Raw genomic sequence first — 26670 nt, forward strand, 5'->3', positions numbered from 1 at the left:
GGCCGGTGGCAAACGGGAAGCTGACGGGCAGGCGGCCCGACGGCTCGGCGCGGCCGAACAGGATATCGGCAACCGCGTGGCCCGTCTGGGCCCCCAGAAACCAGGTAGCAAGGATCGTAGGGGCATCGCGCACCGCGCCCTCGAGCGCCAGCGCGCGGCCGTGACGCAGCAGGATGACGAGCGGTTTGCCGGTGGCGGCCACCGCTTCGGCCAAGGCCTGTTGCGCAGACGGCACGGTGATCGCGACGCGGCTGTTGCCCTCGCCCGACATGTCCGCGCCCTCGCCGATGGCGAGCAGCACCACGTCCGCCGCGCGCGCCGCCGCCACGGCGCGGTCGATACCGCCGGGCAGGGGATGGTGAATGCCACTGCCCGGCTCGACGGCAAAGGGGCGGATCGCGGTGGCGAGGTCGACCCCGTCCTCCGCGCGACCGGCGAACGACCAGGGGCCGTTCAGATGCGCGCGATCGGCCCCGAACGGACCGATCAGCGCGACGCGGGTGGCGGGGGCGAGTGGCAGTACCGCGCCCGCATTGCGCAGCAGAACGATGCTGCGCGTCGCCGCCTCGCGCGCAAGGGCGGTGGGCGGCGGGGCGGCGGGCTCGCGGAGCCCGCGAAAGGGATCGTCGAACAGGCCGAACGCGTCCTTCAACGCCAGCACGCGGGCGACGGCGCGGTCGACCACGGCAACCGGCACCGCGCCGCTTGCCACCAGGGCGGGGAGGTGACGCTGGAACAGTCCGCTCTGCATCGACATGTCGATGCCCGCCAGGATGGCGAGGCGCACGGCATCCGCTTCGTCCGCGGCGACACCGTGCGCGATCAGCTCGCGGTCGGCGTCATAATCGGACACGCAGACGCCGGTGAAGCCCAGATCCTCGCGCAGGATGTCGGTCAGCAGGTGGCGATTGGCGGTGGCGGGAATGCCGTTGAAGGCGGTGAACGCGGCCATCGTCGCCGCGGCCCCGGCGCGAAAGGCGGCGGCGAAGGGCGGCAACACCACCTCGCGCAGATGCGCGTCGCTCATGTCGACCGCGCCATATTCCATGCCGCCGCGCACCTCCGCATAGCCGGCGAAATGCTTGGGCGTGGCGGCAAGCGCATCGGCGCGGGCAAGGCCGGCGCCCTGGAAGCCGCGGACGCGCGCCACCGCCAGTGCGACGTTCAGCGCCACATCCTCGCCCGCGCCCTCCGCGACCCGACCCCAGCGCTGGTCACGCGCGACATCGACCACCGGGGCGAAGGTCCAGTGGATCCCCGCCGCGCGCGCCTCCACCGCGACGGCGCGGGCGACGCGCCGCGACAGGTCGACATCGAAGGCGGCGGCTTCGCCGAGCGGAATGGGGAAAATGGTGCGGCAGCCATGGATGAGGTCGGCGGCGAACAGCAGCGGGATGCGCAACCGGCTGGCCAGTGCCGCCTCCTGCGCGCGGATCGCCCCTTGCGCGCCATAGCCGTTGAACAGCATGCCGATGCGTCCGGCGCGGATGTCGGCGAGTTGCGCCGCGGCCCCTTGCGCATTCACCACCGGGTTGAACACCGCGCCCACGGGGCGGATCTCGTCGTTGAAGCAGGAAAGCTGCCCCGCCTTCTCTTCGATCGTCATGCGGGCGATAAGCGCGGCAATGCGGGTCGCGGCGGCGCCGGCGGGGCGGGGGACCGCGGCGGCGGCGGCGAGCAGCCCGGCGCGGGCGAGCAGGGTGCGGCGATCGAGCACCCGCGCCGCGGTCACGGTGCCGGCGGCTGCAGCGCGAGGAACACCGTGCTCCACAGTTGCGCGGCGTTGGATTCGTCCGCGTCCCCCGACTGCGCGCCGAACGGGGCGACGCGGTAGCCGCCGTCCCGGTAAGCCCAGGACCAGAGTTCGGAGGTGCGCACCTCGCCCGCCGACTGGATGGCGCGCCAGAGTTGCGCTCGCGCTGCCAGCGCCTTGGTGCGGACGGCGGCGGGCAGGTCGGTGCGCGCGATCTGGCGGTTCAGCCCTGCGGCCAGCACCGCCTGTTGCCAGGACCAGACGACCGTGCCGTGATAGGCGCCGGCGCCGAAACGCGCCTGCACGTCGCGCGTGGCAAAGGCGGGGTTGGCGACGAGCAGGCCGACCGGCGTCATCAACCCGGCGGGGAAGGGGCGCATCATTGCGGTCAGCGAGCGGTCGAGCGCCGCGGCATCGGGATCGGTGAAAAGCAGCGCAAAGCCGTCATCCGAATGCAGCACCGGCACGGGCCTGCCATCCGCCATCAGCGACAGGGCGTTGAACGTCACCGGCGCGGTCCCGAGCGCGGCAAGCGCGTCCTGCGCGGGGACGCCCACCTGTCCGGCATAGTCGCCCACCGCCTTGGCGGCACGGTCCGCAGGGATCGTGACCGCGAACAGCGGGGGCGCGGCGCGGTGCCATGCCGCGGCCTGCGCACCTGCCCTGCCGATGGTGGCGCGCTGGGCGGGGGTGCCGAAGGACTTGAGCAGCCCGGCGCGGTCGATCGCGGCGATCGCATCCAGCGCAGCGGGCACCCATACCGCATTCACGTCATAGGCGTAGCGGCCACGCCCCAGACCTTCCTCGCTGTCGCGCCATTGCCCGGTCAGGCGGTCGCCCTTCAATCCGACAAGGCGGTCGACACCGGGCGATGCGGCAAAGGCGGCGGTACGCTCCACCACCCAGGCGAAGTTCGCCACCAGCCGGTCGCCTTGCGTCCGGCCGGCGGCATCGCGGCCGTTCAGAAAGCTCGCCGCACGCGGGGCGCCGCGCCCGAGCAGCCAGGCACTGGCGACGGGGGCGAGCATGAAGTCGTCATCGACCATCGCATAGTCGTAGATCGGCGTCGCGACGCGCCCGCGGCCTTCGCGCATGTTGCGCAGCACGGCGAACTCGCCGATATCCTCCTCATGCGCGACCTCGCCATTGGCGGCGAGGCGGGCGAGCACCGCGCCCAGCCCGGCCTCCACGGCGGCGGGTTGCAGCACCGGCATCAGCAGGCGCAGGCTCATCAGCGTGTCGCGGCCGAAATAGGTGTCGAACCGCCATGATCCCGCCAGATATTTCTCGCGATAGGACAGGAATTGCAGCGCGTTGCGCGCGCGCATGTCGCTGCCCGCCTGTGCGTTCAGGAGGGCGGAGCCGGCGAGCGGGGTCAGCGGCGTCTCGCCGGTGGCGGCGGTGATCGCCAGCGTGATGCGGCCATCGGGGCCGGCTTTCACCCGGTCCCCCTCGATCCTGGTGCCGCGCAGGCCCGATACCGACAGCGCATAGCCGGGGGCGCCGTCCAGCCGGTCCCGCGCCCATGTGCCCGCGCGGCCGGCGACCAGTATCTCCGCAGGCGCCTTGCCCAGCGCCTCATAGTCGCGCAGCACGCGTACCGATGACAGCACCGCCTGCCGGAAGCGCAGTTCCGGGGCATCGATGCTCGCCACCGCCCGCAGGCCGTGAAGCCTCGCCGATGAATACGGGGTCGGCGCCTGATCGAGCCGCCATGTCACGGGCTTGGCGGTCTTCTCGAACCACAGGCCGGTGCCGCTGTTGCCGGCGGGAAAGGCGACGAGGATGCGCGGATCGCTGCCCGAGCGGAGCAGCAGATGCGCCGCCACCGGCCCCTGGCGCAGGAACGCGTTGATGTTGCGCCCTTCGTCGATGCGAAACGCCAGGGGGGCTTGCTGCGCGACCGCGGTGGCGGCGGTGATGGCAAGCGTGGCGGCGAGCACGAGGCGGATCATCAGGCGTCCTTTTACAGCTTTGCCCTCTCCCCGGTGGGGAGAGGGATATGGCGGCCCCCCCTGAAGGGGAGGGGAGGAGACATCAGAAATCGAACCGCAGGCTGGCGACCGCGTTCCGCCCGTTGATCGGCCGCGCGAAATAGAAGTTCGATCCCGTATTCTCGTTGAACCCGCCGCGCGGATTGCCCTCGGTCAGGCCGACGGCGTTGCCGATATTCTCCACCGAGGCGTTGAAGGTGACGCCCGGCGCGACATTGACCATCACGCCGGCCGAAAACAGGCTGTAGCCGGGCAGTTCGAGCTGGTTTGAGATATCGGCATAGATGCGCCCGATCCGCCGCCAGCTGCCGTAGATCTCGCCCAGACCGTTGGGCAGCACGATGGCGGGGGTGACCGCGACGTTGATCGCGGGCGTCCGCTCCGGCTTGTTGCCGTCGAACCCTTCCACCTGGGTGCGCAGGCCTTGCGCGATCTGGTTGATGTCGATCGGGTTGCCGCCCTGGAAGGCAGAGAGCGAGCGGATGTCGATCTTCGACTCCTGGATCACGCCCACCGCCTGGACGCGGAACCAGTCGACCGGCCGCACGGTCACGTCGAACTCGCCGCCCCAGACCTTGATGCCGGAATTGGCGGTAAGCTGCTGCGTCACCGTCACGCCGTTCACCGTCGTCTGCACGTCGCGCGATTGCGGGTAATCGAGGAAGTTGGTGTAGAAACCGGTCACCGATGCCTGCACCAGCCGGCTGGAATAGCGCAGGCCCGCTTCGGCGAAGCGTAGGTCGGTCGGACGGTTCTGTTCCTGCGCCTGGAAGCCGGTGGCGTAGCGGCCATAGACGGCGAAACGGTCGGTGATCAGATAGTTGGCGCCCAGCGTCCAGGCGATCTTGTTGAACTCGCGACGCTGGCGCGAGTAGGTGCCGTCGAAGCTGCCGCCGCCATATTGGGCGATGTAGTTGTTGGCGATGATGGTGTCGTTGTCGGTGATCAGCACGCCACCGGGGGTGAAGACGCCTGCACCCGCCACCGGCACCTGTCCGACCGTGTTGCCGCCCAGCCGGTTGAACACGAAATGTTCGAAGCGGATGCCGCCGTCGATCCTGAGCTTGTCCCACAGCGTCAACTGGTCGGTGGCATAGGCGGAGATCGAGGTGAACTTGGCGCGGCTCGGCCCTTCGCCGAAGGTGCCGTAGTTGAGGAAGCCGTTTTCGGTCAGCGAGCCGACCACGCCGTTGGCGGCATTGAGGGCCACCACGTCGACGCGGCGCGCGCGGTTGCGCACGTCGGTCAGGAAGGTGGCGGCGCCCACCGCGTCGTTATACCGGCTGGAGCGGGTGAAGAGCCCGCCGATGGTCAGTGAGTTGGTCGGCGTCTGCCAGGTGATGCCGGTGTCGCTGTTGAATTCCTTCACCGACGCGCGGTTGTTGCCGATCACGCTTTCGGCGATCAGGCCGTTGCCGTTGAGCGCGTTGAGCGCGGCATCGCCGCGGACGATCTGCCCGGTATCGACATAGCGCAGGCCGAGGCCCGTGGCGCCCGCCGGCGCGAAGCGGGTGAGCGTCTGCACGCTGGTCGCATTCAGCCCGGTGCCGGTGGTGCGCAGCCGTTCGGAGGCGAGTTGCAGCGCGGAATTGTCGTAGGAGAAGATCGAATTGAAGTCGGTGCCGAAGCGCGTGTAGCGGCCACGCGCGAAGAAGTTGAAGTCGCGTCCGAAATCCTGGGTCAGGTCGTAGCCATAGGACTGCGCCCTGGTATGCACGCCGTCCGTCAGGTCGATGTCCTTGAACGACGCGCCCGTGGTCGGCGTGGTGCGCACCCGGACCTGGCCGAAGTCGCGGCTTTGCAACAGGCCGTGGGTGGCGGACAGGCCGGGGATCGACTGCGGATCGCCGACACCGGTCACCGGGATCGGCACGTAGAAGATGTTATGGTCGTCCACCACCTTGGCGGACAGGGTCAGCCGGCCGCTGTCCCAGCGCTGCGAGATGGCGGCGCGGAACAGGAAGCCCTGATTGGCGTCATAGCCGGGATCGCGGATGCCGTCGTCGCGGCGGTAGAAGCCGCCGATCGCGATCGCGGTGTTCTCGGCGATCGGCTTGGTCATGAAGGCGTCGACGCGCGCGGTGGCAAAGCTCGACGTGGTAAGCTGAAAGGTGCCGCCCGCCTTGTCGAAATCGGGCTTGCGGGTGATGAAGTTGATGGTGGCGCCGGCGCCGTTGACGGTCAGGATGCCGGACGCGCCCGAGCGCACCGCCTCCAGCCGGTCGATATAGACTTCCTGCTTCAGGATCGTGTCGGACAGCGCATTGATGTAGAAGACGGGCAGGCCGTCCTCCTGCAACTGTACGAATTGCTGCCCGCCGCCGGCGAGGCCTCGTACCGAGAAGTTGTTCGACACTTCGCCGCCCGATCCTTCGACAAAGATGCCGGGAACCAGTTCCAGCGCCTGTGCGGTCGATCGCGGTGCCTTGCGGTCCAGATCCTCGCGCGTGGCGACGGTGATCGCGGAGGAGGAGGTCAGCACCGTCTGGCCGCGGGTGCGCGTGCCGGTGACGATGATCGCGTCCAGCTCGTTGTCCGCCTGCTGCGTCGGGGCCTCGCCGGGCTGGTTGACGGTGTCGGCCTGCGGGGCGCCGGGGGTGGCGGTGCGGGGGGCGGCGAGGATGGCGGTGCGTCCGTCGAACGAGGCGACGGCGAGGCCGGCCGACCCGGCGACGCGGCGGAGCGCCTGCGGTACGGCGTAGCTGCCGCGCACCGCGGCGATGCGGCGGCCGCGCGTCGCTTCCTCGGGCGCGAGCACCTGGATGCCGGCCTGCCGCGCAAAGGCGACGATGCCGCTGGCGGCGGGCTGCGCGGCGATGTCGAAACGCCTGGTCTGCGCCGCGGCGGCGGCCGGGCTGGCGACGACGATGGCCATCAGCGATGCGGCGGTGAAGGTGGCACGAAGCGGCATGTGAAGATCCTCCCCTCTGGTCTGGCGACGCATCTGCGTGCGTCTCGCGAGGGTAGATGGACGGCCGGGCGATTTCCGTCCGGACCGGATCGAATTAATTCGGATCAGTTCCCCCGGAGCAGCCGGATCGCCTCCCCGTCCCGCTCGACGCGCGCATCGGTCATCGCCGCGGCGGAGCGGGCAAAGCCGTCAACATCGTCGGTGCGGAACCAGCCGACGATGCGGCGATCGGCCAGTCCGGCCTCCACCGACAATTGCTGACGGTTGTATCGGTTGAACTCGGCCGCGGCATCGCCCAGCGTCATGCCGTCCAGCACGATCTCGCCGCGGCGCCAAGCCAATGCCTCGTCGATGCGCGCGGGCGCCACCTGCGCCTCGTCCGCGCCGCGATCGTCGCGAACGACGGCGCGCGACCCGGCGGTCAGGTTGAGGAAGCGCGCCGGCGCGTCCACCGACCAGACGCGCACCCGCCCCTCGTTCACCACCACCTGCGCCCGTCCCGCCAGCCGGCGCACGGAAAAGGCCGTGCCCACCGCCTGCACCCGCACCGCCCCCGCCTCCACCACGAAGGGGCGCGTGGTGTCGTGCGCCACCTGGAACCAGGCCTCGCCGCTGTCCAGCATCACCCGGCGCGCATCGCCCGCGATCGCCACGCGCGACCGGCTGTCGGTGTTGAGCAGCATCGTCGACCCATCCGCCAACCGCGCCGGGCGCCGCTCGCCGATCGCGGTCGCGAATGCCTGCGCCGGATCATGCTGTATCCACCAGCCGAACCCGGCAATGCCCGCCGCCGCCAGCCCCGCCGCGCCCGCCAGCCAGCGACGGCGCGACATGGCCGGCAGTTGGGCCGGCGGTTCGGCCGCGGCGGCGGGCAGGCCGGACAGCGACGTCCACAGCGCCTGCGCACGGATCAGCGCCCCGCGGTGGCGCGGGTCGGCGGCCAGCCACGCGTCCAGCCCCGCATCCGGCCCGCCGCGGTCCAACCGCGCGACCCATGCAGCGGCGGCGGCGTCAATGGCGGCGGCGGAGGGGCGTTCGTCCATGTCTCATCCGTTGGCGCGTCGGCAGTTCGGCGCGCTCGTCCTCGCTCAACCCCGCCAGCACGGTGCGCAGGCTGCGGGCCAGGTCATTCTCCACGATCGTCTCGGTCACGCCCATCCGCTCGGCGATCTCGCGCTGCGACAGGCCGTCCAGCTTGCGCAGCCGCAGGATCGCGCGCGCCCGGTCCGGCAGCGCACCGATCAGCGCCTCGACATGACCGAGCAGCCCGCGCCCCGAAACGATCCGCTCCGGATCCAGCTCGTCCGCGATCAGGGCGGGCTCGATATCCGCCAGCGTTCCCGCCGCCTCGATCCGCACCACGCGCGTCCGGCGGATCTCGGCCAGCACGACGTTGCGTGCGGTCTGGAACAGATAGCGTCGCGGGTCGGCGATATGGGCGAACCCGTCCAGTTCGGCGAGGCGGCAATAGCTTTCCTGTATCACGTCGTCCGCCTGATGTTGGGGAAAGGCACCGCGCAGCCATCGACGCAGCGCCGGTTCGTGCGGCAGCACCTCCTGCGCGATCCATAGCAGCAATGGCGTGTTCGCCCGGCGCATCGTCCCCCTCGTCCATCCCACGATGCATGGGCGGTCCGTTTCCGTCGCAAGCGCCGCAAAATAGGGGCAACCGGGCGCAGGGCAAAGGTCCGTTCCGGCGGGCGACGCGTTGGGGCCAGGTTTTCAGGAGGATGCCCATGACCCGCAACCATCCGACCAAGGTCGTCATCACCGGCGCGTCGAGCGGGATCGGCGCCGCAACGGCAGAAGCCTTTGCCGCGCGCGGTGCGCAGCTGGTGCTGGCGGCGCGCAACAAGGGCGCGCTGGATCTGGTGGCCGAGCGATGCCGTGCGGCGGGGGGCGAGGCGCTGGTGATCCCGACCGACGTCACCGATGCCGCGGCGGTGCAGGCGCTGGCGGCGCGGGCGCGCGAGCATCTGGGCGGTATCGACCTGTGGTTCAGCAATGTCGGGATCGGCGCGGTCGGCCAATATCACGCGGTGCCGATGGAAGCGCACCGGCAGGTGATCGAGGCCAATCTGATCGGTCACATGCACGATGCGCATGCGGTCCTGCCCATCTTTCTGGAGCAGAAGCGCGGCATTTTCGTCAACATGATCTCGATAGGCGGGTTCCTGGCCGCACCCTGGGCCGCGGCCTATGCGGCGAGCAAGTTCGGGCTGCGCGGCTTTTCCGAAGCGCTGCGCGGCGAAGTCTCGGGATATCGCCACATCCATATCTGCGACGTGTATCCGACCTTTGTCGATACGCCCGCGATCGCGCATGCAGGCAATTACACGGGCGGCAAGACATCGGTGCCGCCGGGCGTGCTCGATCCGCGCACCGTGGCGAAGGCGGTGGTGCGCCTTGCCGACCGGCCGCGCAACACGACGGCGGTGGGCGCGCCGGCGGCCTTCATGAAGATCACGCAGTTCGCCACGCCGAACCTGAGCGCGGCGATGATGAACGGTTTCATGGGGCGGTATTTCGCCAAGGCCGATCCGGTGCCCGTGACCGGCGGCAATCTGTTCGCGCCGCCAGCGGACGACGGCGCGGTCGATGGCGGTTTCCGCCGGCCGGACCAGCGCCGCGCCGGGATGGTGGTGGCCGGTGCCGGCGTGGCGCTGCTCGCCGGCTGGCTGGTCGCGCGGCGTGGCTCCGGGGGCGAGAGGACGTAGCAGTCACCACTCCCCCGAAGGGGAGGGGCTTTGCGGATCACCGGACGGTAAAGGCACCCACCTCCGCCACGGTCAGCTTGCCCGCGGGCACGGCGGTGGCGGCAAAGGACAGGCGCAGGAAACGCGCCCGGCGCGCCGTGTCGAAGGTCACGCGCTGGGTGGCGAGCGCATAGGCGATATTGCCGAACTCGCCCGCCGCACCGGGCGTCCACGTCTTGCCGTCCATGCTCGTCTCGCAGACATAGCCGCGCGGCGGTGCGGTGTCCTTGGCGACGGTGCGCGACGGCGTCAGGCTGAAGCCGGCGAGCATCTGCGTGGCGCCCAGGTCGATCGTCACCTGCGCCGGGGCCGCCGCGCTGGGGGCGGGGACGGTCCAGCGCGTCGCCGCCTCGTTGTCGATCAACGCCTCCGCACCCGTCCCCGATGCGGCGACGATGCGCCAGCCCTGCTTGGCAAGGATCGTCGGATCGGACGAGCGCACCGGCGCGACCGGTACCGGCGCCGCCTGTCGGAACAGGGCGATCTCGCTGATCGCGGGGCAGGCGGGGGCCTCCACGATGCGCAGGCGCAGGCGCCGCGCGGTGACGGGCTTGGGCAGGCGGATGATGCGCTGGGCGGAGATGCACTCGTGCTCCGCCACCTGGCGCCAGCCCTGGCCCTCGTCCAGATCGACCGCAAAGCGCGTCACGCGGACGCCGAGCGGCAGATATTCGCGCAGGCGGATCACGTCGAACGGCTTGCCCGGCGGCAGGTCCAGCGTCAGGCTGGGCGTGGTCACGCCGTCCGGCGACGACCAATAGGTGTCGCGGTTGCCGTCCAGCACGCGGGCCGCGGCAAAGGCCGCACCGCGCTCATGACTGGCGCGCGCGACGGCGCCTTGCGCGAGGTTCGTCGCATAGGTCCTGGCCTGCGCGTCGCCGAAGCTTTTCAGCACCGCGACATCGTGTGCGTGCAGTTGGCCGGTGCGGTCGGGTGGCAGGTTGAGGTTCAGGTTCGTGCCGCGGCCGACCGATTCGTCGTACAGGCGCAGCAGACGCTGAGGATCCTTGACCTTGGCATCCTCGTCGGCGTGGTAGAACCAGCCCGGCCGGATCGACACGTCGGTTTCCGCCGGCCACCATAGCGGCGCGCCGCGCACGCCCGAATTGCCCTCCAACTGGACATAAGGGTGGTTGGGCATGGTCGGCCAGCAGGGATCGCCCGCAATGCCGTCCTCATTGCCCACCCAGCGCACATCGGCGCCAAGCGGATCGAAGGTGCAGGCCATCGGCTGATGCTGGTGAACGAGCGCGATCATGCTGGGCCAGTTGTAATAGGCCGGCGCGTCGATCTTGCGCGTCTCGCGCGCGCCGCCGTAATAGCCGTCGCCGCCATTGGCCCCGTCGAACCAGAATTCGAACAGTTCGCCGTAGCGCGTGCAAAGCTCGACGATCTGCGCACGAAAATAGTCGATATAGCCCTGCCGGCCATAGTCGGGATGGTTGCGGTCCCAGGGCGAGAGATACAGGCCGAAGGCGAGGCCGGCACGCCGCGTCGCCCGCTCCATCTCGCCGACGATGTCGCCCCGGCCGTTCTTGTACGGGCTGTTGCGGATGCAATGTTCGGTCAGCTTCGTCGGCCACAGGCAGAAGCCGTCATGATGCTTGGCGGTCAGGATGATGCCGCGCATGCCGCCCGCCTTGGCCGCGGCGACAATCTGGTCGGGATCGAAGTCGCTGGGGTTGAACAGCGTCGGGCTCTCGTCGCCGTAACCCCATTCGCGATCGGTGAAGGTGTTGATCGAGAAATGGACGAAAGCGTACTGCTCGCGCGCATGCCAGGCGAGCTGGCGCTTCGACGGCGTCGCCCCCCAGGGCTTGGGCGCGCCTGCCGGCGTCTGCGCAAAGGCGGGCGTCAAGGCGGGCAGGGCCGCCCCGGCGGCACCGGCGGCGATCAGCGAGCGGCGGGTGAGATCGGTCATGCGAGGCTCCGGCATCAGGCGGGGGTGCGGCCGAACGAGGGCGGCCGGTCGGCAAGCGCGCGACCGAAGCCGGGTTCGGGCGTCGCGCTCATCGTAAAGGTCAGGCGGCCGCCCTTCACCAGATCGGCATGGGAAATCCAGCTTTTGGTCCAGGGGCGGCCGTTCCACTGCACCGATTTCACATAGGGCGTCGTCGGCCCGTTGCCCGGCGCCTCGACCACCAGCTTTCGGCGGCCGGGCAGCGTCAGCGTCGCGCGTTCGAACAGGGGCGAGCCGAAGACATAGACCGCCTCGACCGGATCGACCGGGTAGAAGCCGAGCGCGGACAGCACGAACCATGCGCTCATCTGTCCGCAATCGTCGTTGCCGATGATGCCGTCGGGATCGTTCTTGTACATTTCGGTCAGCAGGCGGCGGACCATGCCCTGCGTCTTCCACGGTGCGCCGACATAGGCATAGAGATAGGCGGCATGCTGGTCCGGCTCGTTGCCATGCGCATATTGGCCGACCAGCCCGGAAATGTCGGGCGGCGCGTTCTTGGGCAGCGTGGAGGGCGCGTTGAACAGCGCATCCAGCTTCGCCTCGAACGCGCGCTCGCCGCCCATGTGCGCGATCAGGCCATAGACGTCGTGCTGGTTCAGGAAGGTCGCCTGCCAGCCATTTGCCTCGGTATAGTCGCGCCACCAGGGTTTGGGCATGTGGCCGAGCTGGATCGGATCATAGTCCTTCCACCATGTGCCGTCGTCGAAGCGGGGGCGGGCAAAGCCGATCGCGGGATCGATGACGTTGCGCCAGTTGCCCGACCGCTTGAGCAGGCGGTCCGCCTCCGCCGTCCGGCCGGCGGCACGCGCGATTTTGGAGGATGCCCAGTCGTCATAGGCATATTCCTGCGTGCGGCTGACGCTTTCGAACCATTTGTCGGCGGGCACATAGCCCTTGGCGTCATACAGGTCGCGGCCCTTGGAATTGTCGAGGTCGCGCATGGTGAAGTCGAACGATCGTTTGGCGATGTTGGGCCAGGCGGCGGCGTAATCGGCCTTGATCCCCTTGGCCTGCGCCTCGGCCAGCACCGGCACCGCATGCCAGCCGATCATCGTCCCCGTCTCCACGCCCTGAAGCGGCCAGACGAGCGGCCCGAGCGGGCTTTGGGCGGTCTGGCGGATCATGTCGGAGACCAGGCTCTGCACCCGGTCGGGCGCGACGATGGTCAGGAGCGGATGCAGCGCGCGGTAGGTGTCCCACAGCGAATAGGTCGAATAGGCGCGCTCGCCCGCGGGCAGCGTGTGGACCTGCCGGTCCATGCCGACATAGCGGCCGTCGACGTCGGAGAAGAGGGTGGGGGCGAGCAGCGCGTGGTAGAGCGCCGAGGTCATGATCGTGCGCTGGTCGGGCGTGCCGCCCTCCACCGCGACCGCGTCCAGCTCGCGCGCCCAGGTCTTGGCGGCATCGCGGCGTACCGTGTCGAAGTTCCAGTGCCGCGCCTCGGCGGCCAGATTGCGGCGCGCGCCGTCCACATCGACGCCGGAGATGCCGCAGCGGATCAGCACCGGCTTCGCGCCGGCATCGTCATAATGCAGCACCGCCTTCACCCGCTTGCCCTGCACCCCGGCGGCGCCGGCCGGCTGCTCGGCATCATTGTCGCCGTAGAAGGTGATGCGGTCGGGCTTGCGCGACAGCTGCATCGCGAAATGGATGCGCCGGCCCTTGGCCCAGCGATGGACGCGGCGGCCGCCGGTCAGCGTGCCGTCCGCATCGACCGCAAGGCTGGCCTCGTCGATCAGGGGCGCGGCGTCGGACTTGTCGAGGATCAGGTGCGACAGGTCGACCAGGATATGCCCGGCGCCGGCCGGGAAGGTGTAGCGGTGCCAGCCGGTCCGCTCGGTCACGGTCAGCTCGGCCCGCACGCCCGATTCCAGCGCGACCCGGTAATAGCCGGGTTCGGCATGCTCCGCCGAGAAGCGCTGTCGATAGCCGGCATCGGGGTTGCCGAGCGGGCCGGGGAGCAGCTGCACGGGCCCGCGCGTCGGCACCACCAGCACGTCCAGCATGTCGCCGATGCCGGTGCCCGACAGGTGCGTATGGCTGAACCCCATGATCGAGCCGTCGCCATGATGATAGCCCGAGCAGGTGTCCCAGCGCTCCACATCGGTATCGGGCGACAATTGCACCATGCCCGACGGCAGGGTGGCGCCGGGATAGGTGTGGCCGTCGCCGCCAGTGCCGATGAACAGGTTCGCGCGGGGCCGCGCCGGCCGCGCGGCAAGGGCGGGCAGGGGCATACCCAGCGCCGCGGCGGAGGCGAGCAGGCTGCGGCGGGAGACGGTGCCGGGCTTGGTCATCATCGATGGTCCTGCTGATGAAGGAAAAGGGCGCAGGCGATCACAGCGCTTCGCTCAGGATCGCGGGGTTGGTGCGGGCCAGCGTCACGATCAACTGGCCGAACAGGCCGTTGGTCCAGGCGAACCAGTGGCGGGTGAACTTCGAGGGATCGTCCTGAAAGAACGCCTCGTGCATGAAGCCGGTGTTCGCATCGGTATCGCGCAGCGTCTTCAGGCAGGCGCGGATGGTCGCTGCGTCGTTCGTCGACATGGCGCGCATGATCAGCGACATGGGCCAGATCCAGCCAAGCCCGACATGCGGCCCGCCAATGCCTTCCCCGGCCGTGCCGCGGAAGAAATAAGGGTTGGCATCGCTCCACGCCGCCGCCTCGGTCCGCCGCCACAGCGGATCGTCCATCGGCACGCAGCCGAGATAGCCGAGCGCGGACAGCGAAGGGACGTTGGCATCGTCCATGAAAAGCGCGTTGCCGAAGCCATCGACCTCATACGCCCAGACCTCCGACCCGTCGCGCAGGCGCATCGTGCCCCACTGACGCAGCGCCGCCTCCACCTCGTCGGCGAGCGCGGTGGCGTCACGGGCGAGCGCGGCGTCGCCGCGCGCCTCGTTCGCGACCACCGCCATTTCGCGCAAGGTCGTCACCGCGAACCAGTTGGACGGGATCAGGAAGAGATATTGGGTCGCATCGTCCGACGGGCGGAAGCCCGAGGCGATCAGGCCGACCGGGCGCATCGGGTTGCCCCAGCCCTCCAGCGGCATCGTCTCGGTATTGCGGTCGGAGGTGCGCAGGAAGCTGTACGGCCCGCGATTGTCCTTGCGCTGTTGTTCGCGAAAGGTGCGGATCGTGGCGCGTGCGCCCTCGCTCCAGGTCGCGTCGAACGGGCGCTTGTCGCGGGTCGCCTGCCAATATTCATAGGCGAGGCGCATCGGGTAGCAGAGCGAGTCGATCTCCCACTTCCGCTCTGCCACGCCCGGCTTCATCTCGGTCCGGTCCTTTTGCGACCATTCGAGGTTGGACGGTGCGGTCGGGTCCTCCATGAACGCATTGGCATAGGGATCGATCAGGATGCAGCGCGCCTGTCGCGCGATCAGGCCGCGGAACAGTTCGGCCAGCTTCGCATCCTCGCGCGCCAGATGCAGATAGGGACGCACCTGTGCCGAGGAATCGCGCAGCCACAGCGCGTTGATGTCGCCGGTGATGACGAACGCGTCGGGGCCGCCGTTCGCGGTGCCCATCTTCACCGTAGTGTCGAGCGTGTTCGGGTAGCAGTTGCCGAACATCCAGCGCAGCTTGGGATCGCCGATCCGCTTCGACACGCGCGCAATCTCGCGCTCGACCGCGGGGCTGGTGAAGCGACGCTGGCCCGGCGCGGGGCGCTTGGACGGCAGCGCAGGCGCGGCGGCGAAGGCGGGTGCGGCGGCGAGCGCGCCCGCGCCCGCGACGAACTGGCGACGGTCGACGATCACTTGGGCAACTCCGTGTCCGCACCCGTTACGCTGAACGACACCCACTGGCCGGGCGCCTTTTCGGGCTGACCACCACCGATCCACAGGCGATAGTCGCCCGGCACGACATGGCGGCGCCCGTCGCGGTCGACCACGCTCATCGCGCGCGGATCGAGCGTGAAGCGCGCGGTGACCGTCTTGCCGGCCTTGGGCGCGACGCGGGTGAAGCCGACGAGCTGGCGTTGCAGCACCGGCGCGGTCATCGATCCCGGCCTTTGTGCGGGCGGCACCAGATAGGCCTGCACCACCTCCTCGCCGTCGCGCGCGCCAGCATTGGTGACGCGCGCGGTGACGGTCAGGTCCTGACCCGCAGCGACGCTGGCCGGCGCCTGCACGCCGTCATAGCCGAAGCGGGTATAGGACAGGCCGTGGCCGAAGCCCCAGAGCGGCGTGCCCGTGAAGTAGCGATAGGTGCGCTCCTTCATCCCGTAATCGACGAATGCGGGCAGGTCGGTGGTCGTCTTGTAGACGGTGACGGGCAGGCGGCCCGACGGGTTGGTGGCGCCCGTCAGCACCTCGGCCAGCGCGGTGCCACCGGCCTCGCCCGGATACCAGACGGTCAGCACCGATGCCGCCAGCGTCGGGTCCACCGCGACCGCGCTGCCGCTGGCCAGCACCAGCACGATCGGCTTGCCCGTCGCCTTCAGCGCGGCGAGCAGCCGTTGCTGCGCCGGCGGGATCATGATGTCGGTACGGTCCCCGCCGACAAAGCCCGGCACCTGCACCTGAAGCGCCTCGCCCTCCAGATCGGGGGACAGGCCGCCGACCACCACCGCGACGTCCGCGCTCTCGGCCGCCTTCACGGCCTCGGCGATCATCGGTGCCTCGGGCGGCAGCCAGAGCAGGCGGAAGCTCTCGTCCTCGCTGGCGTGGTCCAGCACCAGATCGAAGGGCTGCGGGCTGCCGTCGCTGTCCCAGGCGATCTCGACGCGCCCCTTGGGAACCGCGCCATCATGCAGCACGCGCCCGCCGATCGACAGGCGCGCGGTGTCGTGCGTCCTGCAATCCTTCCAGCACTGCGCCTGATCCAGCATCAGCCGATACGCACCCGGCCCCGGCGGAGTGATCGTCCCCGTCCAGCGGCCGACCCAGCCGGTCGCCGGCAGGCCTTCGACCGGGGGCACGCGGGTGATGTCCAGGTCGACCTTGCGCGCGTGCTCCGTCTTCACCACGCGGCCGCCGACGCTGTAGGTCGCGGTCAGGTCCTTCAGCGCGGTTTCGGGCAGCACCACCGGCGCGCCGTCCGCCAGCACCGACCCTTGCGCATAGGCGACCTGGCGGAACCTGGCGCGAATACCCTCCAGCGGGGTGACGGGATGCGCCGTGGTGCCGTGATAATTGGCCTGCAGCACGCCCAGATCGTCGGCATTGGCGCCGATCACCGCCAGTCTGGTGTCGGGCTTCAGCGGCAGGCGATCGCCCTCGTTCTTGAGCAGCACGATGCTCTTGCGCGCCGCCTCCAGCGCCAGCGCGCGGTGGGCGGGGGTGCCGATCTCGCTCGGCTTGATCCGGCTCCATGGGCTGGTCGCGCCGAGCGCGATGCCGAGCGCGCGGCGGGCCTCCAGCGCGCGGGTGAGCGCGGTATCGACCTCCGCCTCGGTGACGAGGCCGCGGCGGACCGCCTCGGGCAGCGCGGCATAGGCGTTGCCGCAGTTCAGGTCGTTGCCGCCCTTGATCGCCGCCGCCGATGCACCGGCGCCGTCCAGGCGGTAATGGTGGAACATGTGGATGTTGGCCACCGCGTCGCAATCCGACACGGTGAAGCCCCGGAACCCCCAGTCGCGGCGCACCCGCACGTTCAACAGGTCGTCACTCGCGCAGGCCGGCGTGCCGTGGATCGAGTTGTACGCGCACATCAGCGAGCGTGCCTTGCCGTCGATCACCGCCATGCGGAAGGCGGGCAGATAGGTCGCCTCGACATCCTGCGGGGAGGGGTCGACATCGAAACCGTCGCGCCCGGCCTCCGGGCCGCTGTGCACCGCCAGATGCTTGGGCGTGGCGATCACCTTGGGATGGACGGGGTCCGGTCCCTGCAACCCTTGCACGAAGGCGACGCCCAGCCTGCCCGTCAGATACGGGTCCTCGCCGTACGTTTCCTGCCCGCGGCCCCAGCGCGGATCGCGGAAGATGTTGATGTTGGGCGACCAGATGGTCAGCCCTTCATAGATGCGGCGATCGGCCCCGGCGGGCCTGGCGTTGAACTTCGCGCGCGCCTCGGTCGCCACCACGTCGCCGATCCTGTTCACCAGCGCGGTGTCCCAGGTCGCGGCCATGCCGATCGCCTGCGGAAAGACGGTGGCATGGCCGTTGCGCGCCAGTCCGTGCAGCCCCTCGTTCCACCAGTCATAGGCGGGCAACCCGGCCTCGGCATCGGCGGGCGCGGTGCTTTGCAACTGCGCGGCCTTTTCCTCGATCGACATCGTCGCGATCGCGGTCGCGACGGGGTCTGCGGTTGCGAGCAGCAGCCAGATCATTTGCGGTTCCCCAGAGTGCGCAGCGTGAGCGCCTTTTTCAGTGTGGCGGGCGAGGCATCGGACGCGACGGTCAGCGTGCGGCTTTCCCCCGGCAACAGGTCGAACCCGTCATCGGACGGCTGGGCCGCCACCGCGCCGAAATCGAGCATCACCGCGCGGGCGAGATTGGTGGCGGTGATCGTCACCTCGCGCCCCTGCCAGCGGATGGAAAGGCCCGGATCGGGCCAGGCGATCGCCTTGGGCTGCACCCGCTCGACGATGCGGCGGCTGACCACCTGATCGCCGACCAGCAGTTCGGCAACGCCGTAGCTCGCCTCGGGCGCAGCACCCGCGAACAGGTCGGCATCCGGCACCACCGCGGCCTCGGCCGCCGAGAGCGGGGCCAGCGTCGCGTCTCCGGTCCGCTCGCCCAGCATGCGCCCGTCCAGCCCGAAGCCGCGCACCCGCCAGCGTGCCGCAATCGGGGTGGTGGCGTCGGAGACGAGCGCGATGCGGGTGGCCGCGTCCTTGCGCTCGGCCACGATCGCCTGTGGTGCGAAGAAGCGCTTCGCCTCGTGATGCAGCAGCTTCCACTGGCCGTTATAGTCGATGCTGGACCAGGACACGACCGGCCATACATCGTTCAACTGCCAGTATAGCGAACCCATCGTCACCGGCCGGCAGGCGCGGTGATGAAGCGCGGCCATCGCGATCGCCTGCGCCTGATTGACCTGTGCCAGATAGGCGAAGTCGGCAAAGTTCTTCGGCTCGCCCAGACGCTCGCGGATATAATGCATCAGGCGGGCATTGCCCTCGCCCGCCAGGAACTTCTGGTGCGCCTTCATCACCGGGCTGTCGAACGTCAGGTCCAGCGTGCCGGCGAAATCCTTGATCGTCGACAGGTCGGGCGTGCCCTGAAACCCATATTCGGACATGAAGCGCGGGCAACTGTCCAGATACCGCTCGACCGGCTTCGACCCCGACCACACGTCCCAGAAATGCCGGTCGCCATCGGCATCGGTATCCACCGGACCCTCGTAATCGGTGGAGGGCGAACCCGGCCAATAGGGCACGCCGGGATCGAAATCGCGCACCGCCTGACGCAGCACGCGGTCGAACAGCACCGCCATGCCCGCGCCGATCCGTTCCTGTTCGTCCGGGCCGACCCGCTTCTTGAACGCCTTGCGGTCGGACCAGTTCTCCCAGCCGGCCAGCACCTCGTTGCCGCCCGCCCACAGCACGATGGAGGGATGGCCGGACACGCGCGCGACCTGCTCCTCCGCCTCGATCCGCACGCTTTCGCGGAATTCCTTGTCCGGCGGCGTCACCGACCCGCCGAACATGAAGTCGGACCAGATCATCAGGCCGAGCTCGTCGGCGGCGTCGAAGAACGCATCGGGCAGGTAATAGCCGCCACCCCAGATGCGGATCATGTTCATGTTGACCGCCTTGGCGTCGGCCAGCATCCGGCGCATGCCCTCGGCGGTCACGCGCGAGGGGAAGCTGTCGAACGGGATCAGGTTCGCGCCCTTGGCAAAGATCGGCGTGCCGTTCACCTTGAAACCGAAGCTGCCGTCCTTGCGGATCAGTTCCACAGTGCGCAGGCCGATGCGGCGCTGGGCGCTGTCGCTGGCCTGTCCGTTTTCCACCAGCGTGCCGGTGACGCGGTACAGGGCCTGTGCGCCATATCCCACCGGTTGCCAGCGCTGCGGGTTGGCGATGGTCAGCGGCACGCTGATCCGGTTGGTGCCGGGGGCCAGCGTCACCACCTGTTCGGCATTGACGGCCGCGCCGTTCGGCCCGGTCAGGCTGGCGCGCACCGTGGCGGGGCCGGCGGTGTCCGCCACCACCTCGAAATCGGCGGCCAGCCGCGCCTCGGCGTCGTTCAGCGCGATCTGATTGACCCGGAACTGCGCGACGCGTGCATCGTCCCACGCCTCCAGCTTCACCGGCCCCGACGGGCCGACGTTCAGGATGCGGGGACCCCAGTCCCAGCCATAATGATATTTCGCCTTGCGGATATAGGGCGAGGTCTGCTTGCCCTTGGGCTCGTCGCCGAAGAAGCTGTCATATTCGCCGGGCAGGGGGTTCGCCTCGGCCAGCACCCTGGGTTGCAGCGTCGCGATCGGCGGGGCGAAGCGGATGGTGATGGTGTTGCGGCCCGGCTTCAGCCACGGCTTGGCATCGACGCGCCAGGTGCGGTGCGCGTTATCGGCCTTCAGCACCGCCTGCCCGTTCACCGACACGGTGGCAAAGGTATCCAGCCCCTCGAACACCAGATCCAGATGGTCGCGCGCCGCCATGTCGGCGCTCACCTCCAGCGTGCGGACATATTGCCAGCCGGTGCGGCCGACCCACTGGATCGCCGCCTCGTTCAGCCCCTTGAACGGATCGGGCACGCGCCGGGCGGCGATCAGGTCCTGCTGCACCGTCCCCGGCACCCGCGCCGGCAGCCACTTCGCCTCGCGCGGGTGCGCCTTGGCCGCGGCGGCATCCGCCGGGTCGATCCGCACCGTCCAACCCTCGTTCAGCGACACCACCGACTTGGGCGCCGCCACCGCCGCGGTGGAGGCGAGCAGCAGCGGCAGGGCGAGCATCCAGCCGCGCATCACTGCGCCTCCGTCAGCGTCATGCGTTCGACGGTATAGATCGGATCGCTGGTCGGCGCGGTGAATTGCAGGCAGATGTCCTTGTCTCCCTTATCGCTCTGGGTGGCGTCCATCATGGGGAATTGTCCTGAAAAGCGCATGCGCTGCGGCGCGGTGGCGGGGTCGGGCAGGGGGAAGCTGCCGGCGATGATCGGCTTTGGCGCGGTGCCGCCGTCCGCGGCGGCGCGGCAGCCGACCAGCACCAGCAACTCGCCATGCGGGGTGACGTTATAGTGTCGGCGGACCTGGTCGAAATCATGCGCCAGCCCGTAATGCCGGGCAAGGCGCGCCACCTCGATCGTGTAGCCGCGGGCGAGGTCGACCGGCGCTTGTTGATAGGCGGTACAATTGTCGAAGATGTTGACATTGTAGGCCGGCCCGTTGGCGGTCGCATCCGGGGTCAGCGCGACGCGCAGGTTCAGCTTGCCGTTCGGGCAGGCGGCCATCTCCGAACTCGTCCGCGTCAACAGCGCCGCGCGCGCGGTGGCGAAGTCGCGGGGGGCGGCCAGCCGATGGCCATCGGCGGCAAAGGGCGCGGCGCGGATCGTCGCACCCGGCTTCATCGTCAGCGCACCCGTGTAGCGCCTCGACCGCGCACCCGGCTCGGTGCCGTCGAGCGTGTAGCGGATGGTGCCCTGCGGCGCCTGTTGCTCCAGCGTCACGCGGACATTGTTCGCGCGCAGCGCCTGTCCGGGGCTGTCCGCCAGCCGGTATTGCACCGCAAGCGCGCTGTCCGCGACCTCGATCCCGGCGCGCGTCCAGCGCTGCATCTGCGGCACCAGCCTTGATACGAAGCCGGGGAAGTCGCGCGGTCGCTGGATCCAGCCATTTTCCGCGATCGCGGCAATGCGCGGGAACACCGCATGCTGCACCTGCCAGGGGGTGACGAAATATTCGCTCCACCCGTTCATCTGCACGCCCAGCACATGGTGCGCCTTGTCCGCCGGAATGCCCGCCGGCATCGGATCATAGGCATAGACGTCGGCCAGCGTCTTGATCTCCGACCAGCGGCCGGGCGGCTCGGTGGCCTGGCGGCTCTGCATGCTGTCCAGATACAGGATCGGCGCCGGGGACAGCACCACGTCGTGATCCTGGCGGACCGCCTCCACCGCGCCCTTTTCGCCGCGCCACGACATCACCGTCGCAGACGGCGGCAGGCCACCCTCCAATATCTCGTCCCAGCCGATCAGCCGGCGGCCCTTGGTCGCCAGATATTTGCCGAACTCGTCGATCACCCAGCTTTGCAGGCCGTTTTCGGTGGTGATGTTCAGCGCGCGCATCTGCGCCTGCACCTCGGGCGAGCGTTCCCACTGGTCCTTCACCGCCTCGTCGCCGCCGAGATGGATATAGGTGCCGGGAAACACGTCGATCAGCTCGTCCAGCACGTTGCGGATGAACGCCATCCCCGCCAGATTGGGGTTCAGCAGATAGGGCATCACGCCCCATTCGTTGCTGACCGGCGGGCGATTGCCCAGCACGCCGATCTCCGGATAGGCGGCGACCAGCGCCTGGGCGTGGCCGGGCAGGTCGATTTCCGGCACGACCGTGATGCCGCGATCGGCGGCATAGGCGACCAGGTCGCGCAACGCGTCCTGCGTGTAGAAGCCGCCATGGCGCGTCGCGGGCGCCGGGCCGCCGGTGGAGGGCGGCTGACGCCAGGCGCCGATCTCGGTCAGCTTCGGGTAGCGCTTCACCTCGAACCGCCATCCCTGATCGTCGGTCAGGTGCAGGTGCAGTGTGTTGAGCTTCACCGCCGCCATCTGGTCGACGATGCGCTTGATCTCGGCGATCGGCTGGAAGTGGCGCACCGGATCGACCAGAAGCCCGCGCCAGGCGAAGCGCGGCGCGTCGTCGATGGTGACGGCGGGTACGCGCACCGGCTTGCCCATCGCAGTGTCGGGGCTGAGCAACTGGGCGAGCGTCATCGCGCCGTGGACGAAGCCGGCGGGCCGGGACGCGGTGATGCGGATACCCCCCGGCTGCACCACCAGTCGATACGCCTCCGCCCCCGCAATCGCATCGTCCTGCGCGAATATGATCCGGGCGTCACCCTCGGCCGGCGCCAGCGCGATCCCGCGTACGGTGCGGACATGATCGACCAGCAGGCGCGCCGCGGCCTGCGCCTGCGGTGCCTGCGCCGAAACCGTGGAGCCGGCGGATATGGTGATGCTGCCCGAACCACGGACGGTGGTCTGGGGCATCGGCAGCAAATTCAACGGCGTCTGCGCCGCGGCGGGGGCGGTGAGCGCCAGCACCAGTCCCAATCCGATCCCCGATCCGATCGATGCCGTCGTTGCCGCCCGCATGCCTGCCCCTTGGTTCCGTTTTGGTATTAGGAGGTATCATGCAGAAGACGCGCCGGTACGTCCATGCCCCTGACCCAAAAAAACCGGTGCCGGCCGCGTCGGGAAAACGCGGCTGGCACAACAGGTTACACGCGGGGAAAACCCGAGGGGTTACATGCGGAACGATACGCTGCCGACAAAGGTGCGCCCGTTCTTGTAGAAGGCCGAGGGCCGGTCGCGCGTGCCGCTATATTGCAGATACGTCTCGTCCAGCAGGTTCTGCGCATTGACTGTCAACGTGATGTTCTTGGTCAGGTTGAGCGAGGCGGACGCGTCGAGCTGGCTGTAGGGCGCCACCATCTCCTCCGATCCCAGCCGCCCGATCGTGCGGAAATAGGAGGTGCGATAATTGTAGCTGACCCGCGCCTGGAACGGTCCGCTTTCGAAATAGGGAATCACGTTCACGGTATGCTTCGACAGATAGGGCAGGTTGAGTGCCCCGTTGATGCCCGCGATCGTCGAGGTCGAGCTGTCCTGATACGAATAGTTCGCCTGCAGGCCGAACCCGCCCCAGATTTCGGCCTGACCGTTGACCAGCACGCCGTTCACCTTGGCCTTGCCGCCGTTGATCGGCTGGTTGACGTTGTACGTCGTCAACTGGTTGCGCAGCGAATTGAAGTAGACGGCATTGGTACGCGTGTTGATGATATAGTTGTCGATGTCGCGGCGGAACAGTTCCAGCGACAGCAGCGCACCGGCACGCGGATACCATTCCGCGGTCACTTCGTAATTGGTCGACTGGTACGGCCGCAGGTTCGGGTTGCCGCCGCCGCCGTCCAGCGTCACGTCGTTGAGCGAGGTCGCCGCCGCCAGGTCCTGGTAGCGCGGCCGCGAGATCACCTTGGCCACCGACCCGCGTACGATCACTTCCGGCGTGATCGTGTAGATCAGGTTCACGCTCGGCAGGAACTTCAGGTAATCGGTCGAGACGCGCGTCGGCACCGGCTGGGGATTGACCACGTTGCTCAGCGTCGTGGCGTAGTTGGATACGTCGCGGGTATAGACCAGCCGCCCGCCGATATTGCCGCGCAGTCCGCCCTGATCGAAATTCGCCTGGATGTAGGACGCGGCCACCGTCTCCTTCACCCTGGTCGATGCGCCGATCTTGGTGACCAGCGGGCTGTTGATCGAATTGGCGAGGATATCGATCACCGACTGTTCGGGGAGATTCAGGAACTGCGTCGCGCTGCCCGATCCGCCGCTGCCGTCGAAGACGCCACCGGGGGTGACGCCTGTGGTAACCCCGAGCTGCGCGGCGGTTTGCGAGCTGGTCTTGTAGGTGTTGATGCCGCGGGCGTTGATGCGGTTGACGTGATCGGTCACGCGCGCGCCGATCAGCAGCTCGGTGAACACGCCGCCCAGCGGCACCGTGCCGTCGAAGCCGCCGAAGATGTCGCGGTCGGTGGTGACGCTGTAATCCAGCCCTCCGATCTGCGCGGCGTTCAGCTGCGCCCCGTTTACGATGACGGGGCGGCCCTCGATCTGCGCCGGGTTGTTGTTGGGGTTGGTGAAGTAATTTGCCGGGTTGGTCAGGTCGCCGGTGAAATTGACCTCCGCCGATGTCGGCGTGATCGCGTAGCTGAACGGCAGGCGGGTCTGCACGTTGAACAGATATTCGGGATTGCGCCCGCCGGTCGCCTTGCTCCAGCCGCCGGCGAACGACACCTTGGCGCCGTCATCACCTTCCCAATCGGCAAAGAAGTTCAGATTGTCGGTCTTCAGCTTGGTGCGACGGACCAGGGTATCGAGCTGCGCGCTCTGGCTGTTGGCCGCGCCGAAGCTCGCCTGCGTCACCACGCCGTTGGATACGGTTGCGGATTGCAGGACGTCTCCGGTCCATGCGCCGGGGATGGTGTACATCGCCTGGCTGTAATTGTTGTAGTTGCCGTCGATGTGCAGGCCGTTCAGCGTCAGCGTCAGGTTTTCGGCCGGGCGATACTGCACCGTGCCGGCGATGCTGGCGCGCTGGCGCTGCTGCTGGAAATAGGCGTAGTTGATGCCGAAGGGCGAGGCAGCGGCATAGAGATCCTGGATCGTGCCGCCGTTGATCGTCGCATTCGGATTCTTCAGGGACAGCGCGCCGGTGGTCGCGTCGCGATTGACAAACGGGCTGTTGCGCGTGCCGTCGGCATTGGGCGCGATATTGTCGTAGCCGAAGAATTCGACACCGGCGCGCACCATGTTCTGCTTGTCATAGGTCGCCGCGACCAGCACGCCGAAGGTTTCGGCATCGTTGCGCCAGCTATACAGGCCCGAACCGCGGATATTCCCCTTGTCTGCGCGGTCGTTATACAGATAGCCGCCCGACGCGAAGATCGAATTGGCCTCCAGTTCCAGGGGCCGGCGGGTGCGCACGATCACCGTGCCGCCCAGGCTGCCTTCCTCGATCCGCGGCTCCGGCGACTTGTAGACTTCCAGCCGGTCGACCAGTTCGGGGGCGAGCAGCGAATAGTTGAAGGTCCGGCTGCTGGGGTCGTTGTCGTTGCCGCCCCAGTCGGCCGATGCCAGACCGTGCCCGTCGAGCAGCATGCGGTTCAGGGCCGGGTCGGTGCCCAGAATGGCGACCTTCTCACCCTCGCCGAAGCGGCGGTCGATCGACACGCCGGGGATGTGCGCCAGCGACTCCGCGACGTTGCGGTCGGGGAACTTGCCGATGTCCTCGGCCGAGATGGCGTCGACCACGGCGTTCGCGTTGCGCTTCACCTCGATCGCCTGGCGAAGGCTGCGGGCATAGCCGGTGACGACGATTTCGCCGTCCTCGCCCGCGGTGCCATCTCGGGCCGCCGGGTCCTGGCCGGATGCGGCATTGCTCGGCGCGGTGGTGCTGGGCGGTGTTGTCGGCGCCTCCTGGCCTTGCGCGGCCGTGGCGGCCAGTCCGGTCATGGCCGTCGTCATCAGGATCCAGTGGCGCAACCGCATCGTCATTCCCCTTCCATGGAGAGGCGCCCAGCTGCGCTGCTCCCCGATCTACCGCCGCATGGCTGGCGGCTTTCCCTGCCGGTTCTTGACGGTCAGGGGTCCGGCCAGCGGTATAACCAAAATATACCATATGCGCTACAAAAATTCATAAAATTGACTTAAAACCGCCGGGTAATAATAAGTAGCTGGAGGGTAACGAATTAATCCGCCGCGCAACATGAGCCTTTCGGGGAATGTGTGTTGGATTGGAATGCTCGCCGGATCCGTCGGAGCAGTTGTTCCCCGGCGTGCCATTCGGTAGGTTCGCCCTTCATGGCGGCGCATCGCGATCGCACGACACCTGCCGTGGGGGCGGTGGGACAAAGGGAGACGGGAATGGCTTTTTCGGACGAGGTGGGGCGGTTCCGCGATGGCAATCCATCTCCGCTCTATCTCCAGCTTCAGCAGCTGATCCGCGACGCGATCGGCCGAGACGTGCTGGTGCAGGGCGATGCGATCCCCGCCGAACGCGATCTCGCCACCGAATATGACGTGTCGCGCATCACCGTGCGCAAGGCGATCGGCGGCCTGGTCGAGGATGGCCTGCTGACCCGCCGCCGCGGCGCCGGCACCTTTGTGGCAGGCCGCGTCGAAAAGAGCTTTTCCAAGCTTTCCTCCTTTTCCGAAGACATGGCGGCGCGTGGCAAGGCGGCGTCCAGCGAATGGATCAGCCGTGCCGCAGGCACCGTCAGCCCGGAGGAATCCATGGCGCTCGGCCTGTCGCCGGGCGCGCCCGTGTATCGTTTCCAGCGCATCCGCTATGCCGATGACGAGCCCATGGCGCTCGAATTCTCCACCATCGCCGGCTATTGCCTGCCCTCGGTCCAGGCGGTCGGCGACTCGCTGTATGTCGCGCTGGATCAGGCGGGCAGCCGTCCGGTGCGCGCGCTCCAGCGGCTCCGCGCCGTGCCCTTCGGCCCCGAACATGCGCGCATGCTGGGCGTCGATGCCGGCCAGCCCGGCCTGTTGATCGAGCGACGCGGGTTCCTGCGCGACGGTCGCGCCGCCGAGTTCACCCGGTCCTATTACCGCGGCGACGCCTACGACTTCGTTGCCGAACTGTCCGACCTGTAGGGGTCGATGCCCGA

14 protein-coding genes are annotated in these 26670 nt (G+C 68.7%); 2 read left to right on the forward strand and 12 right to left on the reverse strand.

The annotated features are described in order from the left end of the window. From OXR08_RS10310 to OXR08_RS10330, 5 genes are all read right to left on the reverse strand, one after another. The coding region (locus OXR08_RS10310) for a glycoside hydrolase family 3 N-terminal domain-containing protein (RefSeq protein ID WP_267349611.1) at window positions 1-1606 on the reverse strand (1606 nt) is incomplete at its 3' end. Window positions 1607-1728: 122 nt separating this feature from the next. Then, the gene (locus OXR08_RS10315) at window positions 1729-3708 is read right to left on the reverse strand and encodes a hypothetical protein (RefSeq protein WP_267349569.1); all 1980 of its coding nucleotides are present in this window, start codon (window positions 3706-3708) and stop codon (window positions 1729-1731) included. Window positions 3709-3790: 82 nt separating this feature from the next. Beyond that, window positions 3791-6658: a TonB-dependent receptor gene (locus tag OXR08_RS10320; protein WP_267349571.1), complete on the reverse strand. Its 2868-nt coding sequence runs from the start codon at window positions 6656-6658 to the stop codon at window positions 3791-3793. Between the two features lie 104 nt (window positions 6659-6762). Continuing rightward, complete coding sequence (locus OXR08_RS10325; RefSeq protein WP_267349573.1) at window positions 6763-7701, reverse strand: FecR domain-containing protein; 939 nt, start codon at window positions 7699-7701, stop codon at window positions 6763-6765. Further along, entirely contained in the window at window positions 7670-8257 is a 588-nt protein-coding gene (locus OXR08_RS10330) for a sigma-70 family RNA polymerase sigma factor (RefSeq protein WP_149682266.1), read from the reverse strand. The genes OXR08_RS10325 and OXR08_RS10330 overlap by 32 nt, the downstream gene beginning before the upstream one ends. A gap of 137 nt (window positions 8258-8394) precedes the next feature. Between OXR08_RS10330 and OXR08_RS10335 the strand changes: the two genes are divergently transcribed. Continuing rightward, entirely contained in the window at window positions 8395-9375 is a 981-nt protein-coding gene (locus OXR08_RS10335; RefSeq protein WP_267349574.1) for an SDR family oxidoreductase, read from the forward strand. A 37-nt stretch (window positions 9376-9412) separates the two neighbouring features. On the opposite strand, the gene OXR08_RS10340 is transcribed toward OXR08_RS10335, so the two are convergent. The 7 genes from OXR08_RS10340 to OXR08_RS10370 all read right to left on the reverse strand — a co-directional run bounded on the left by OXR08_RS10340 (window position 9413) and on the right by OXR08_RS10370 (window position 25519). Beyond that, on the reverse strand, window positions 9413-11335 hold the full coding sequence (locus tag OXR08_RS10340) for an alpha-L-fucosidase (protein ID WP_267349575.1): 1923 nt from the start codon (window positions 11333-11335) through the stop codon (window positions 9413-9415). Between the two features lie 14 nt (window positions 11336-11349). Further along, window positions 11350-13677, reverse strand: a complete 2328-nt coding sequence (locus tag OXR08_RS10345) for a GH92 family glycosyl hydrolase (protein WP_267349577.1) — start codon at window positions 13675-13677, stop codon at window positions 11350-11352. Window positions 13678-13714: 37 nt separating this feature from the next. Further along, window positions 13715-15139 (reverse strand): glycoside hydrolase family 125 protein, encoded by a 1425-nt coding sequence (locus tag OXR08_RS10350; protein WP_267349578.1) that lies wholly within the window; start codon window positions 15137-15139, stop codon window positions 13715-13717. Then, window positions 15136-17652 (reverse strand): glycoside hydrolase family 3 C-terminal domain-containing protein, encoded by a 2517-nt coding sequence (locus OXR08_RS10355; protein ID WP_267349579.1) that lies wholly within the window; start codon window positions 17650-17652, stop codon window positions 15136-15138. Before OXR08_RS10355 ends, OXR08_RS10350 begins: the two co-directional genes overlap by 4 nt. Next, window positions 17649-20240, reverse strand: a complete 2592-nt coding sequence (locus tag OXR08_RS10360) for a glycoside hydrolase family 2 protein (protein ID WP_267349581.1) — start codon at window positions 20238-20240, stop codon at window positions 17649-17651. Before OXR08_RS10360 ends, OXR08_RS10355 begins: the two co-directional genes overlap by 4 nt. Then, window positions 20240-22585: a family 20 glycosylhydrolase gene (locus OXR08_RS10365; protein ID WP_267349583.1), complete on the reverse strand. Its 2346-nt coding sequence runs from the start codon at window positions 22583-22585 to the stop codon at window positions 20240-20242. Before OXR08_RS10365 ends, OXR08_RS10360 begins: the two co-directional genes overlap by 1 nt. A gap of 150 nt (window positions 22586-22735) precedes the next feature. Further along, window positions 22736-25519 (reverse strand): TonB-dependent receptor, encoded by a 2784-nt coding sequence (locus OXR08_RS10370; RefSeq protein WP_267349585.1) that lies wholly within the window; start codon window positions 25517-25519, stop codon window positions 22736-22738. Between the two features lie 399 nt (window positions 25520-25918). On the opposite strand from OXR08_RS10370, the gene OXR08_RS10375 reads away from it, so the two are divergent. After that, window positions 25919-26656 carry a GntR family transcriptional regulator gene (locus OXR08_RS10375; protein WP_267349587.1) on the forward strand — a complete coding sequence of 246 codons (738 nt, stop codon included), beginning with the start codon at window positions 25919-25921 and terminating at the stop codon, window positions 26654-26656. Window positions 26657-26670: the final 14 nt, after the last annotated feature.

Origin of the sequence: Sphingomonas sp. GM_Shp_2, from assembly GCF_026540875.1 — a bacterium.
In the GTDB taxonomy this organism is placed as follows: domain Bacteria; phylum Pseudomonadota; class Alphaproteobacteria; order Sphingomonadales; family Sphingomonadaceae; genus Sphingomonas; species Sphingomonas carotinifaciens.

Coding starts and splice junctions, on each gene's coding strand:
- OXR08_RS10315 (WP_267349569.1), bottom strand. CDS start 3,708: ATGATCCGCCTCGTGCTCGCCGCCACGCTTGCCATCACCGCCGCCACC.
- OXR08_RS10320 (WP_267349571.1), bottom strand. CDS start 6,658: ATGCCGCTTCGTGCCACCTTCACCGCCGCATCGCTGATGGCCATCGTC.
- OXR08_RS10325 (WP_267349573.1), bottom strand. CDS start 7,701: ATGGACGAACGCCCCTCCGCCGCCGCCATTGACGCCGCCGCCGCTGCA.
- OXR08_RS10330 (WP_149682266.1), bottom strand. CDS start 8,257: ATGCGCCGGGCGAACACGCCATTGCTGCTATGGATCGCGCAGGAGGTG.
- OXR08_RS10335 (WP_267349574.1), top strand. CDS start 8,395: ATGACCCGCAACCATCCGACCAAGGTCGTCATCACCGGCGCGTCGAGC.
- OXR08_RS10340 (WP_267349575.1), bottom strand. CDS start 11,335: ATGACCGATCTCACCCGCCGCTCGCTGATCGCCGCCGGTGCCGCCGGG.
- OXR08_RS10345 (WP_267349577.1), bottom strand. CDS start 13,677: ATGATGACCAAGCCCGGCACCGTCTCCCGCCGCAGCCTGCTCGCCTCC.
- OXR08_RS10355 (WP_267349579.1), bottom strand. CDS start 17,652: ATGATCTGGCTGCTGCTCGCAACCGCAGACCCCGTCGCGACCGCGATC.
- OXR08_RS10360 (WP_267349581.1), bottom strand. CDS start 20,240: ATGCGCGGCTGGATGCTCGCCCTGCCGCTGCTGCTCGCCTCCACCGCG.
- OXR08_RS10365 (WP_267349583.1), bottom strand. CDS start 22,585: ATGCGGGCGGCAACGACGGCATCGATCGGATCGGGGATCGGATTGGGA.
- OXR08_RS10370 (WP_267349585.1), bottom strand. CDS start 25,519: ATGACGACGGCCATGACCGGACTGGCCGCCACGGCCGCGCAAGGCCAG.
- OXR08_RS10375 (WP_267349587.1), top strand. CDS start 25,919: ATGGCTTTTTCGGACGAGGTGGGGCGGTTCCGCGATGGCAATCCATCT.